A 12,508-nucleotide genomic window follows, 5' to 3' on the forward strand; every position below is an offset into this window, starting at 1 on the left:
GTGAGGAGCATTGCGATGAGTACCGAAGACAAACGCATACGCGAACTGGCGCATCAGATCTGGGAGTCTGAAGGCAAACCCCATGGCCAGGACGCGCGCCACTGGGAGATGGCGCGCAAGTTGGCCGAATCCGAAGCGCTGACACCGAGCAAGCCAAAACCGGCCGCCAAACCGAAGACGGCGCCCAAGCCCGCCGCAGCGAAAGCCAAACCGGCGGCGGCCAGCAAACCGGCCCCGCCGCCAGCGAAAAAACCGGCTGCGCCGAAAAAGCCCAAACCCTGACCCTTATAGCGCCATAACCCTCCTCCCGACGCAGTCGGCAGGAGGTGACCCCACGTTTCAGATTTCTCAACTGACCCCTGGTCAGCACGGCCGCGTTCGGCCCGGAAAAAGACCCTTGCAGGAGCAACACTCAATGAGCAAACCCCATAAAACCCCATCGACGCCGGGCAGCGAGCCGTCGCGGATTCGTGAAGGTTTGCCCTTCCCCCTTGGCGCCACCTGGGACGGCCTGGGCGTCAACTTTGCGCTGTTCTCGGCCAATGCCACCAAGGTCGAACTGTGCCTGTTCGACGACACCGGTGAAGTTGAACTGGAGCGCATCGAACTGCCCGAATACACCGACGAGATCTTCCACGGTTACTTGCCCGACGCCCACCCAGGGCTGATTTACGGCTACCGCGTGTACGGTCCGTATGACCCGGCCAACGGGCATCGTTTCAACCACAACAAACTGCTGATCGACCCCTACGCCAAGCAATTGGTGGGTGAGTTGAAATGGTCGCAGGCGCTGTTCGGCTACACCATCGGCCATCCCGACGACGACCTCAGCTTCGACGAACGCGACAGCGCGCCCTTCGTGCCCAAGTGCAAGGTCATCGACCCGGCGCACACCTGGGGCAACGACCAGCCGGTGCGGGTGCCATGGGACCGCACGATCATTTACGAAACCCACCTGCGCGGCATCAGCATGCGCCACCCTTCGGTGGGCGAATCGGTGCGGGGCACCTGCGCCGGCCTGATGGAAGACGACGTGCTCAAGCACATCCGCCAGTTGGGTATTTCATCGGTGGAACTGTTGCCGGTCCACGCTTTCGTCAACGACCAGCACCTGCTGGAAAAAGGCATGACGAACTATTGGGGCTACAACAGCATCGCGTTTTTCGCCCCCGACCCACGCTACCTGGCCAGCGGCAAGATCGCCGAGTTCAAGGAAATGGTCGCGCACCTGCATGAGCAGAAGCTCGAACTGATCCTCGACGTGGTCTACAACCACACCGCTGAAGGCAACGAACGTGGCCCGACCCTGTCCATGCGCGGTATCGACAACGCCTCGTACTATCGCTTGATGCCCGACGACAAGCGCTTCTACATCAACGATTCAGGCACCGGCAACACCCTGGACCTGAGCCACCCCTGCGTGCTGCAGATGGTGACAGACTCACTGCGCTACTGGGCCACCGAGATGCATGTGGACGGCTTTCGCTTCGACTTGGCGACCATCCTCGGCCGCTACCGCGACGGCTTCGACGAGCGCCATAGCTTCCTCGTCGCCTGCCGCCAGGACCCGATACTGCGCCAGCTCAAACTCATTGCCGAGCCTTGGGACTGCGGCCCCGGCGGCTATCAGGTGGGCAACTTCCCGCCGGGCTGGGCGGAATGGAACGACCGCTTCCGCGACACCGTGCGCGCGTTCTGGAAAGGCGACGACGGCCAACTGGCGGACTTCGCCGGGCGCATGACCGCCTCGGGCGAGATGTTCAACCATCGAGGGCGGCGTCCGTACAGTTCGGTGAATTTCATCACCGCCCACGACGGTTTCACCCTGCACGACCTGGTGTCGTACAACGACAAGCACAACGAGGACAACGACGAAAACAACCAGGACGGCAGCAACAACAACCTGTCCTGGAACCATGGCGTCGAAGGCCCCACCGACGACCCGCACATCAACGCGCTGCGCCTGCGCCAGATGCGCAATTTCTTCGCCACGCTGCTGCTGGCCCAGGGCACCCCGATGATCGTCGCCGGTGATGAGTTCGCCCGTACCCAACACGGCAACAACAACGCCTATTGCCAGGACAGCGAGATCGGCTGGGTCAACTGGGACCTGGACGATGACGGCAAGTCGTTGCTCAAGTTTGTGAAGCGCTTGATCAAGCTGCGCCTGGCATATCCGATCCTGCGTCGCGGGCGCTTCCTGGTGGGTGACTACAACGAAGACATCGGTGTGAAGGACGTGACCTGGCTTGCGCCCGATGGCAGCGAAATGACCACCGAACAATGGCAGGACAGCCAGGGCCGCTGCCTGGGCATGCTGATGGATGGCCGCGCCCAGGAAACCGGGATCCGCCGTGCCGGCGCCGATGCCACGTTGTTGCTGGTGGTGAATGCGCACCACGACATGGTCAACTTCCGCCTGCCGCCGGTGCCCGAAGGTGAAAGCTGGAGCTGCATGCTCGACACCAATGACCCGGCCGTGCGCGGCCAGGAACGTTTTGAATTCGATCACGAATATGCCGTGACCGGGCGCTCGCTGTTGCTGTTTGAGCTGCAGCGCGAAGACGAGGTGTGAGACAGGCGTGCACAGATGCCTTAAATACCAGGGCTACTCGGACACGCAAGCCCTCGGCCGGGCGCTGGAGGCCCTTCAGGCAGAGGGCCTGGATCGGTTGCCATTGCCCGGCAGTGGCCAGACGTTGGAGCGCTTCAGACGCCTGGCCGAGGTGGCCGCGCATGATGTGCGCCTGTGCAAGTTGTTCGAAGGCCATACCGACGCGCTGGCGATCATGGCCGAACTCGACAGCCCCCTCCCCCCGCCAGGCACTACGTGGGGAATGTGGGCCGCCGAGCCGCCAACGGCCAAGGTGCGGGTGTACCGTGAGGGTGAGCATTTGCGGGTACTGGGGCGCAAAGCCTGGTGTTCCGGTGCGGCGGTGGTGAGCCATGGGTTATTGACCGCCTGGGATGAAACGGACCGTCAGCAATTGGTGGCGGTTGCGATGCAACAGCCAGGCGTTACGGTGACGGATGAAGGCTGGTGCGCGGTGGGCATGGCGGCGACGGGCAGTGTCGAGATTGTCTTCGATGAGGCCGCAGGCCTTGCTGTAGGTGGACCAGGCGATTACCTCGCCCGCCCTGGTTTCTGGCACGGCGGGATCGGCGTCGCCGCGTGCTGGTACGGCGCGGCGCAACAGCTTGCAGAGGCATTGCGCGCGCATTGCAGCCAACGCCCTGAACCCCACGCGCTTGCGCATCTGGGCGCCGTCGACAGGGCACTGCACAGCGCCGCGTGCGTGTTGCGCGCAAGCGCTGCGCGCATCGACCGTGCGCCCATCGCCGATGCCCGGCAACTGGCTCAGCAAGCGCGGGCGTGCATCGAAGACAGCGTGGAGCAAGTGATTCACCATGTCGGCCGCGCGCTCGGTGCCGGGCCGTATTGCAAGGACCCGCACTTTGCCCAGTTGATGGCGGACTTGCCGGTGTACATGCGCCAAAGCCATGCCGAACGTGATCTTGCCGGCCTCGGTGAGCAGGTAGCCGGCGCGCCCTCAGGGAGGTGGCAGCTATGAAACCCAACCCGATTGTCGGCCAAGGTACGCCGCTGCATCGTTGGCAAACCTCGCCGCGCATGGCCGAGCTTGCGCTGATCAGCGTCGAACAGTTGGTGCCCGAGGGCCATCGCGCGGTGATCATCGCCCCCCATCCAGACGATGAGGTGCTCGGCTGCGGTGGCCTGTTGCAGGGGCTGGCCGCACTGGGGAGGCCCATCCAACTGATTTCGGTGACCGACGGCAGCGCCAGCCACCCAGGCTCCCGACGTTGGCCGGCGGAGCGCCTGAGCGTGGTGCGACCGCAGGAGTCGGCGCAGGCGCTGCACCGCCTGGGGCTGCCCTTGCACAGTTTGAAGTGGCTGCGCGCAGGCTTTGCCGACAGCAACGTCGCCGCACGCGAAGACGAGTTGATGAGGTTTATCCAGCGCTACCTAAAACCCACCGATGTGGTGTTCACCACGTGGCGCGAAGACGGCCATTGCGACCACGAAGCCGTGGGGCGGGCCAGTGCCGCGGCCGCCCAGGCAGTGGGCGCCACGCTGTACGAGCTGCCGGTGTGGACCTGGCACTGGGCGACCCCCGAAGACCGCCTGGTGCCCTGGCACCGCGCACGCAAAATCCCCCTGACCTGCGAAGCCGTGGCCCGTAAGCGCCACGCTATCCATGCCTTCGCCAGCCAGTTAGAAGGCGACCCGCAGATCGGCCTTGCGCCGGTGCTGGCGCCTTATGTGGTGGAGCGTTTGCTGCAACCCTTTGAAGTGGTATTCGTATGAGTGTGGCCACCCCATATTTCGACCGGCTGTTTGCCGAAAACGATGACCCCTGGGCATTCCGCCAACGCTGGTATGAGCGCCGCAAGCGTGCCCTGACCCTGGCGATGCTGACGCGCCCGCGCTACGCCGCGATCTTCGAGCCGGGTTGCGCCAATGGCGAACTGAGCGTTGAACTGGCCGCGCGTTGCGACCAACTGTTGTGTTGCGACACCGCCACGGCGGCAGTCAACCTGGCGCGCAACCGCCTGCTGGGTGTGCCCCACGCGCAGGTGCGGCAGGCTCGCTTGCCCGAGCAGTGGCCTGCGGGGCAATTTGAGCTGATCGTGCTCAGCGAGTTGTGTTACTACCTCGATGCCGACGACCTGTGCCGCGTGATAGAACGCGCCCTCGCCTCTTTAAGCGACGACGGCCAATTGCTCGCCTGCCATTGGCGCCCACCTATCGAGGGGTGCCCGCAGACTGCCGAGCAGGTACATGCCCTGCTTGAGCAACGGCTGGGCATGTCACGAGTCGCCAGCCATCACGAACACGACTTTCTCCTCGACCTGTGGTGCCGCGACGGTACTTCGGTCGCCAGCCTTGAGGGCCTGCGATGATCGGCATTCTGATCCCGGTACACAACGAAGAAGCATTGTTGGCCGAGTGCCTGGACGCCGCGATGATCGCGGCGCGCCATCCAGGCTTGCTGGGCGAAACGGTACAGATCCTGGTAGTGCTCGACAGTTGCAGCGACGCCAGTGCGGTCATTGCCCAGGCGTACCCGGTACACAGGCTGGAAGTACAAGCACGCAATGTCGGCCAGGTACGCGGCATCGGTGCGCAGTATTTGCTGGACCGAGGTGCGCGCTGGATTTCCTGCACCGACGCCGACAGCCGGGTCGCGCCGGACTGGCTGGTGGCACAACTCGCGCTTGAGGCCGACGCGGTCTGCGGCACGGTGACGGTACAAGCCTGGGATGAAGATTTCGACCCCGCCGCGCAGATCCGCTATCACCAGAACTACCAGGCACGCGACGGGCATCGGCACATCCACGGCGCCAACCTGGGGGTGAGCGCGGATGCGTATATACGTGCGGGTGGCTTCGAACCCTTGGCGTGCCATGAAGATGCTCAACTGGTGCGCGATCTGGAACGCTGCGGTGCCTCCATCGCCTGGAGCCATGCCCCCCAAGTGACCACCAGCGCACGCCTGGAGTCCCGTGCCCAGGGTGGCTTTGGTGATTATTTGAAGAGCTTGATGCAGGCGCCCTGAAAAAAACCAGTGTGCTGAAGGTCAAGCCCTGGATACTTGACTATGCTGATGACGCCTTGCTGGTCATTCAGGACTGAATGGCCATGCGCCCACCACGGCGGAGTCTGTGGTGAATAAAAGAGTGTCGTCCCGTCAACGGGGCACGACCCGGCATCAATCGACAAGGATGTAACACCATGAAGCCTGCCTACTTAAGCGAAGGCCGTCGCGGCCCCGCACAAATCTGGAACAGCGCGCCGCAACTGGCGCAAATCCCGCCGATCGCCACTGCCTCGCTGGTGCCCGCCGGCGCACGCGTGGTGGTCATCGCGCCTCACCCCGGTGATGAAGTGCTGGCCTGCGGCGGTCTGCTGCAATTGCTCAGCACCCTGGAACACCCCTTGAAGTTGATCTCCATCACCGATGGCAGCGCCAGCCACCCTGGTTCCCAGGTGTGGCCGGCCAGCCGTTTGAGCGTGGTGCGCCCCCAGGAAAGCGCCGAAGCGCTGCGCCGCCTGGGCATGCCGTTGCACAGCTTGAAGTGGATACGTGGCGGTTTTTGTGACAACGCCCTGGCGGCCCGCGAAGCGCAACTGAGCCCGTTTATCGCGCGTTACCTGCAACCGGGCGACGTGGTGTTTACCACCTGGCGCGATGACGGCAACGCCGACCACGATGCCGTTGGCCGCGCCAGTGCCCAGGCGTGCAGCCAGGTGGGCGCGCAGCTCTATGAATTACCGATCCGGGCCTGGCATTGGCCCGCCCGCGAAAGCGCGGCGATCCCCTGGCACCGTGCACGCAAAGTGCGCTTGAACAGCTGGGCCGTGGCACGCAAGCTCCACGCCGCCCACGCCTACGCCAGCCAACTGATGGGCGACCCCGAGATCGGCCTGCCGCCGATATTGGCGCAGGTGCTGCTTGAGCGCATGCGCGAGCCCTATGAGATCGTGTTTTTGTAGACGGTAGGCGGGAGTTCCCCGAGCGGCTCCCGTCAGCCCGCCACTCGTCTAGACCTGTAAGTTCTGACAGTAGCCCGCTGCTTGATGTGTGGCTAAGGTGCAAAAAGTGCTGCACAGGTAAGGTGCAGTCGAGAAAGCCATGCCAACCCCTTGCATTGGCCGGTGTTTTCGAAAGGTAACCCGCAGTCCCTGTTCCGTATCGCGCGTGACGTTGTCATGGTCTGGCCCGCACCTGCCTTTGCAGGCGCTGGGGCACTATTCACCTCGATTGAGGACGGATCATGCGCACACGGACACTTTCGTTGTACCTGGGTATTGCGTTGACGCTTGCATTGGCGACGTGGCCATTAGCCTCGCGGGGGGCGTGCAGCGTCAACAACACCGCCGGCGATGACATATCCAACTGCGACAGCGCCACGGCGCCGGGCTTTACCGATACCGGCGGCAACAACACCTTGACGCTCACCGCGACGGGTCGGATCGCCGGCAACGTGAGCTATGGCGACGGCAACGACAGGGTCAACGTGAACGGCCCGAATGCGGGCATCGATGGCAACCTCGACCAGGGCCACGGCAACAATTTCTTTCGGCTGGACCTGGGCAGCATCACGGGGGAGGTGCATCAGGGCGACGGCAAAGACGTGATAGAGGTGAGCGGCGGCCAGGCCGGCGCGATGGTCCAAGGTTCGGGCCAGGACCGTTTTGTCATGACTGACGGCACCATCGCCTCACTCGCCCAGGGAGACGGCCTGGACGAATTTGAGATCAGCGGCGGCACCATCACCGGGGCTTTTGAAGACGGTGACCATGGGACTATGACCGGGGGCACCATCGGGCGGGTTGATATGAAGCTCGATGACAACGTGTTCAAGATGAGCGCAGGCACCATTGTCGGCAACCTGGTGACCGGGTTCGGCAAAGACACCATCGAGGTGTCGGGCACCAGCGTTATTGGCGGCAATATCAGCGTCAGCGGCGGCGACGACCGTGTGACCGTCTCCGGGGGTGAGGTCAAGGGCCAAGTGTTGCTCAGCTTCGGCAATGACCGGTTCACCTGGACGGGTGGCAACCTCCACGCCCCGGTGATGGCAGGGCCGGGTGACGACACCGCGTCGTTGCACAACCTGACGCGTGCCCAACTGGCTGCGGCACAGTGGGTTGACGGCGGCCTGGGCAATGACACGCTGACCCTGGACAACACCCAAGCCGGCGACCCGGCCGTGTTGCCCAACTGGGAAACCATTGACATGCGCAACGGCGCGCAACTGTCTCTGGGCGGCACGCTCAAGCTGGGCGATAGCGCGTCCGGCACCGGTACGCTGAACCTCGACAGTACGAGTGAGCTGCAGGCCGCTACCGGCGTAATCGAAGCGTTTACACCCGGCCAGCGGGTTAACGTCAACAACAGTGGCCTTATCAACATGGCTGCCGCCAATGCGGGCACTGGCGATACCCTGACGATCAACGGAAATTACACCGGCAATGGCGGGCGGCTCGCGCTCAACAGCCGGCTCGACGGCGACGGCTCGCCCAGCGATAGATTGGTGGTGAGCCAGGGCAGCCTCGACGGCACCACCCGCCTGAATGTGATCAACGCAGGCGGCGCCGGCGCCGCCACGTTGCAGGATGGCATCCAGGTGGTGCAGGCGCTCAACGGTGCCACCAGCAGCGCCACGGCCTTCAGCCTTGAGGCACCCTTGTCGGCCGGTGCGTATGAATATCATCTGTTCCAGGGCGGCGTAACGCCCGGCACCGCCGATAACTTCTACCTGCGTTCGACCCTGCCGGCGGCCCCGCAAGTCGTCCCCGCGCCAGGCACCCCGCCGCTGCCGGCCAGCACGGGGGGCGCGCCGACGCCGTTTTACCGGCCGGAAGTGTCGATTTACGCCGCCCTGTTCCCCGCCACCGAGCAGATGGTGCGTGGCATGCTCGGCACCTTCCACGAACGCATGGGCGACCAGAGCCAACAACGGCAAAGTGGTGCATTCCAGGCCGGTTGGGGGCGGGTGTATGGCAGCAGCGCGCGCCAGAGCTTTGCCGGCACGGTCAGCCCGACGCTCGACCGTTCGCTGTTCGGCTTCCAAGTGGGCAGTGATCTGTATGCCGGCACCACTGCAAACGGTCATGTGCAACGCAGCGGGTTCTTCGTTGGCCACAGCACGCTCAAAGGCAATGTCAAAGGCTTCAACGGTGGCTGGCAGGACAAGGACGCCGGCAAGACCACCTTGCGCGGCGACAGCCTGGGGGTTTATTGGACGTTGATCGGCGCCAACCAGGCTTACCTCGACCTGGTGTTGATGGGGACGCGCTTCAACGGCAACAACGAGTCGAACCGTGGGGTGAAGATGAAAACCCGCGGTCATAACCTCACGGCGTCCGCTGAAATTGGCTGGCCGTTGCCGGTGACCCGCCAGTGGGTGGTGGAGCCTCAGGCACAAGTGATCGTCGGCAAAACCCGCCTCGACAGCCAGAACGACGGCATTTCGCGCGTGTCGTACGAGGCCGACACCACGCTCACGACACGCCTTGGCGTACGCCTGCGTGGCGACTATCAATGGCGTAGCCTGCCGTTTCAGCCGTACGCGCGGGCGAATGTGTGGCACAGCCGCGCCGGGCAAAACACCGCCACGTTTGAGGGGCACACCGCTATTGATACAGAACAGCAGGCCAGCACCCTCGATGTGAGTGTCGGTGCCACATTGAAGGTCGCTGAACACCTGAGCATTTATGGCGAAGCCGGGTACAGGCGCAACCTCGACAGCCAAGCCGACAATGGCCGCCAAGGCACCCTCGGCTTGCGCATGGCGTTCTGATCAGCAAACGCCCGCGCCCTTCGCCACGCCAGTCACTGACGCCCATCACCGGTGACCGGGGTTGGCCACGCCGACAGCCTTGAACCGTGAAAACTGGAAGGCAATCGCCAGCCAGGCAAACCACACCGGCATCACGCACAGCGCCAGGCGCGTATCCGGGCGCAACGCCAGCAGGCAGAGCACAAAGGCGAGGAATGCCAGGCTGAACCAGGCCATCGGCACACCGCCGGGCATTTTGTAGACGGAGCTGGCATGCAGGTCCGGGCGTTTTTTGCGGTAAGCGATGTAGGACGCCAGGATGGTCGACCAGGTAAAAATCACCAGGATCGCCGACACCGTCGACACGATAGTGAAGGCGGTCATCACCTCCGGCACCACGAACAGCAACACCAGGCCGAGCACCATCAACAGGGTGGTAAACGCCAGGCTGATAAACGGCACGCTGCTGCGCGACAGGCGCCGGAAAATCCCCGGTGCATCCCCCAAGTCGGCCAGGCCGAACAGCATGCGGCTGGCGGAAAACACCCCGCTGTTGGCCGACGATGCCGCCGAGGTCAGCACCACGAAATTGACGATGCCCGCCGCGGCCGGGAACCCTGCCACCAGAAACAACTCCACGAACGGGCTTTTGCTCGGCGACACCTGCTGCCACGACGTCACCGCGATGATGCACGCCAAGGCCAGCACGTAGAACAGAATGATGCGCAACGGGATCGAGTTGATCGCCTTGGGCAAGGTCTTCTCGGGCGCACGGGTTTCGGCGGCGGCGGTGCCGATCAGCTCGGTGCCGGCGAACGAGAATATCGCCATCTGGAACCCGGCGAAAAACCCGAACAGGCCGTTGGGGAACGCTGCCTGTTTGTCCAGCAAGTGAGCCAGGGACGCGGTGACACCGGTGGGCGAAACAAACGAGCTGGCGATCAGCACTGCACTCACGCTGATCAGAGTTACCACGGCCACGATCTTGATGATCGCGAACCAGAACTCCACCTCACCGAACAACCGGACCGTCAGCACGTTCAATGCGAACAGCGTCAGCAACATGCCCATGGCGGGCATCCAGGCCGGCACGTCGGGAAACCAGTACTGGAAAAACCCGCCCACCACCACCGCATCCCCCACCACTGCCACGCTCCAGCTCAGCCAATACGACCAGCCGAGGAAGAACGCCGCACGCGGCCCCAGGTAGGCGCCGGCAAAGTCGGCGAAACTCTTGAAATTCAGGTTGGAGAGCAGCAGCTCACCCATGGCGCGCATCACGAAGTACACGAACAGCCCGATGATCATGTAGATCAGGATGATCGAAGTACCCGACAGCGCGATGATCTTGCCGGAGCCCATGAACAGGCCGGTGCCGATCGCACCGCCCATGGCCATCAGTTGGATATGGCGGTTGCTCAGGGTGCGTTGCAACGCAGGCTTTTCGCAAAGCCCGGGCGTGGTTGTTTTCATCACAAAACCTCTTGTTATGTTTTTGAGTTTTGGCAGAAAAAAGGCGGTGGAGCGTTTGTTGTTATCCGGCGGTTTTACTTTCGAAACCGTGCAGCACGTTGACGGCGTTGATGCCGATCTCATCGACCATGTAGCCGCCTTCCATTACAAACAGCGTCGGCACACCCACACCGGCGATGATCTGGCCCATGCCGATGAAGTCCTCGCTGTCGAGCAGGAAGTGGCTGATGGGGTCGTCCTTGAAGGTGTCCACGCCCAGGGAGATCACCAGCACTTCAGGGGCAAAGGCGGTTAATTGCCGGCACGCATCGGCCAGGGCGGTTTGGTAGTGGCCCCAGGCGGTGTTTTTGGGTAGCGGATAATTCAGGTTGAAACCCTCCCCGGCTCCGCTGCCGCGCTCAGCGCGTGCGCCAGAAAAATAGGGGTAGGACACCGACGGGTCGCCATGCAGGGAGATGAACAGCACGTCCGGGCGGTCGTAGAAAATGTTCTGCGTGCCGTTACCGTGGTGGAAATCCACATCCAGTACCGCGACGCGCCGGGCGCCCTGGGTAATGGCCTGTTGCGCGGCAATCGCGGCGTTGTTGAGGTAGCAATAACCACCCATGTATTCGCGCGCCGCATGGTGGCCGGGTGGGCGGCACAGGGCGAAGGCGCTGTAGTGGCCTTCGTCGATCAGGGCCAGGCCGGTGAGCGCGATGTCTGCGCTGGTCTTGACCGCATTCCAGGTGGTGGCGGTGATCGGTGAACCGGCATCCATGGCAAAGAAGCCCAATTTGCCGTCGATGAAATCCGGCACGTGTTGGTTGGCCAGGTCGCGTACCGGCCATACCAGCGGCAGCGCGTCATGGCTGCGGCCGATGGCCGTCCACTCGGCCCACGCGGTTTCAAGGAACGCCACATAGCGTTCGCTGTGGGCATTGACGTAACAGGCGCGGTCAAACCTGCGTGGCACGATGATGTCGCCCAACCCCACATGCCGCACGCGGTCACGAACAGTGTCGGCGCGGCTCGGTTGTTCGAACGAAGGCTTGAGCACGCCATCTTTCAATTCGGTGCCATGGTGCAAACGGTGGGCATCGCTAAAAACAGTCAGCATGTGTGTACATCCGCCAGTAAAAGACAGGCTCCATTTTGTTCTGGGGATGCGGGGCTTTCTTTGCTTTTACTTCCGGCACTGGTAGTTTTATCGGGTGTTTTTACCCTTGTGGCAGCCATTTATGAAAAATAAAACCAAGCAGGTCGCTCTTGACGACACCGATCTCGCCATCCTCGCCCTGTTGCAGGAGGATGCGAGTATTTCCAACGCCCAACTGAGCGAGCGCCTGGCCCTGAGCGTCACGCCCTGCTGGCGTCGGCGCAAACGCCTGGAGGAAGAAGGCGTGATCAAGGACTACCAGGCCAACCTGGACCGCAAGATGCTCGGGCTGGACATCATGGCGTTTGTGCATGTGCGCTTTGCCATCCACACCGATCACGCGCCGGATGCCTTTGAAGCCGTGGTCCGGGACCTGCCCCAGGTGCTGTCGTGCCACAAAATCACCGGCGATGCGGATTACCTGTTGCAAGTGCTGGCCGAGGACCTGGACAGCTACAGCGAGTTTGTCGAGAGCGTGCTGAGGCGCCAGTTGGGGATTGCGTCGATCCAGTCGAGCCTGGCGTTGCGCGAGGTGAAAGCGACGAGTCGGGTGGCGATTCCACAGCGCGATTGAAGCGGCCAATTTCG

The 12,508-nt window shown here is 63.0% G+C and carries 11 protein-coding genes; 9 read left to right on the plus strand and 2 right to left on the minus strand.

Annotation, left to right across the window (positions count from 1 at the left end; genetic code table 11):
• Positions 1-15: 15 nt before the first annotated feature.
• The 8 genes from KSS96_RS15750 to KSS96_RS15785 all read left to right on the plus strand — a co-directional run bounded on the left by KSS96_RS15750 (position 16) and on the right by KSS96_RS15785 (position 9,330).
• Positions 16-282, plus strand: a complete 267-nt coding sequence (locus KSS96_RS15750) for a DUF2934 domain-containing protein (RefSeq protein ID WP_017528438.1) — start codon at positions 16-18, stop codon at positions 280-282.
• Positions 283-415: 133 nt separating this feature from the next.
• Positions 416-2,575, plus strand: coding sequence for a glycogen debranching protein GlgX (gene glgX / locus KSS96_RS15755; protein WP_065878983.1), 2,160 nt, complete (start codon positions 416-418; stop codon positions 2,573-2,575).
• The gene (locus KSS96_RS15760; RefSeq protein WP_017528440.1) at positions 2,547-3,572 is read left to right on the plus strand and encodes an acyl-CoA dehydrogenase family protein; all 1,026 of its coding nucleotides are present in this window, start codon (positions 2,547-2,549) and stop codon (positions 3,570-3,572) included. The genes glgX and KSS96_RS15760 overlap by 29 nt, the downstream gene beginning before the upstream one ends.
• Positions 3,569-4,327 carry a PIG-L deacetylase family protein gene (locus KSS96_RS15765; RefSeq protein ID WP_017528441.1) on the plus strand — a complete coding sequence of 253 codons (759 nt, stop codon included), beginning with the start codon at positions 3,569-3,571 and terminating at the stop codon, positions 4,325-4,327. The genes KSS96_RS15760 and KSS96_RS15765 overlap by 4 nt, the downstream gene beginning before the upstream one ends.
• Entirely contained in the window at positions 4,324-4,923 is a 600-nt protein-coding gene (locus KSS96_RS15770) for an SAM-dependent methyltransferase (RefSeq protein ID WP_068931957.1), read from the plus strand. The genes KSS96_RS15765 and KSS96_RS15770 overlap by 4 nt, the downstream gene beginning before the upstream one ends.
• Positions 4,920-5,579, plus strand: coding sequence for a glycosyltransferase family 2 protein (locus tag KSS96_RS15775; RefSeq protein ID WP_068931958.1), 660 nt, complete (start codon positions 4,920-4,922; stop codon positions 5,577-5,579). Before KSS96_RS15770 ends, KSS96_RS15775 begins: the two co-directional genes overlap by 4 nt.
• Before the next feature lie 176 nt (positions 5,580-5,755).
• Positions 5,756-6,517 (plus strand): PIG-L deacetylase family protein, encoded by a 762-nt coding sequence (locus KSS96_RS15780; protein ID WP_017528444.1) that lies wholly within the window; start codon positions 5,756-5,758, stop codon positions 6,515-6,517.
• 281 nt (positions 6,518-6,798) lie between these two features.
• A complete protein-coding gene (locus tag KSS96_RS15785; RefSeq protein ID WP_217855060.1) occupies positions 6,799-9,330 on the plus strand; it encodes an autotransporter family protein in 2,532 nt (843 codons plus the stop codon).
• Between the two features lie 45 nt (positions 9,331-9,375).
• Here the strand turns inward: KSS96_RS15785 and KSS96_RS15790 are convergent, their stop codons facing one another.
• Complete coding sequence (locus KSS96_RS15790) at positions 9,376-10,782, minus strand: amino acid permease (protein WP_065878971.1); 1,407 nt, start codon at positions 10,780-10,782, stop codon at positions 9,376-9,378.
• Between the two features lie 61 nt (positions 10,783-10,843).
• Entirely contained in the window at positions 10,844-11,881 is a 1,038-nt protein-coding gene (locus tag KSS96_RS15795; protein WP_217855062.1) for a histone deacetylase family protein, read from the minus strand.
• 121 nt (positions 11,882-12,002) lie between these two features.
• Between KSS96_RS15795 and KSS96_RS15800 the strand changes: the two genes are divergently transcribed.
• Positions 12,003-12,494: an Lrp/AsnC family transcriptional regulator gene (locus KSS96_RS15800; RefSeq protein WP_217855064.1), complete on the plus strand. Its 492-nt coding sequence runs from the start codon at positions 12,003-12,005 to the stop codon at positions 12,492-12,494.
• The last annotated feature ends 14 nt before the right edge of the window (positions 12,495-12,508 follow it).

Origin of the sequence: Pseudomonas asgharzadehiana (assembly GCF_019139815.1) — a bacterium.
GTDB classification, from domain to species: Bacteria; Pseudomonadota; Gammaproteobacteria; order Pseudomonadales; family Pseudomonadaceae; genus Aquipseudomonas; species Aquipseudomonas asgharzadehiana.

Excerpts from the sequence above, each read along its gene's own strand:
- KSS96_RS15750 (WP_017528438.1), top strand. The coding sequence starts at position 16 with ATGAGTACCGAAGACAAACGCATACGCGAACTGGCGCATCAGATCTGG.
- glgX (WP_065878983.1), top strand. The coding sequence starts at position 416 with ATGAGCAAACCCCATAAAACCCCATCGACGCCGGGCAGCGAGCCGTCG.
- KSS96_RS15765 (WP_017528441.1), top strand. The coding sequence starts at position 3,569 with ATGAAACCCAACCCGATTGTCGGCCAAGGTACGCCGCTGCATCGTTGG.
- KSS96_RS15770 (WP_068931957.1), top strand. The coding sequence starts at position 4,324 with ATGAGTGTGGCCACCCCATATTTCGACCGGCTGTTTGCCGAAAACGAT.
- KSS96_RS15775 (WP_068931958.1), top strand. The coding sequence starts at position 4,920 with ATGATCGGCATTCTGATCCCGGTACACAACGAAGAAGCATTGTTGGCC.
- KSS96_RS15780 (WP_017528444.1), top strand. The coding sequence starts at position 5,756 with ATGAAGCCTGCCTACTTAAGCGAAGGCCGTCGCGGCCCCGCACAAATC.
- KSS96_RS15785 (WP_217855060.1), top strand. The coding sequence starts at position 6,799 with ATGCGCACACGGACACTTTCGTTGTACCTGGGTATTGCGTTGACGCTT.
- KSS96_RS15790 (WP_065878971.1), bottom strand. The coding sequence starts at position 10,782 with ATGAAAACAACCACGCCCGGGCTTTGCGAAAAGCCTGCGTTGCAACGC.
- KSS96_RS15795 (WP_217855062.1), bottom strand. The coding sequence starts at position 11,881 with ATGCTGACTGTTTTTAGCGATGCCCACCGTTTGCACCATGGCACCGAA.
- KSS96_RS15800 (WP_217855064.1), top strand. The coding sequence starts at position 12,003 with ATGAAAAATAAAACCAAGCAGGTCGCTCTTGACGACACCGATCTCGCC.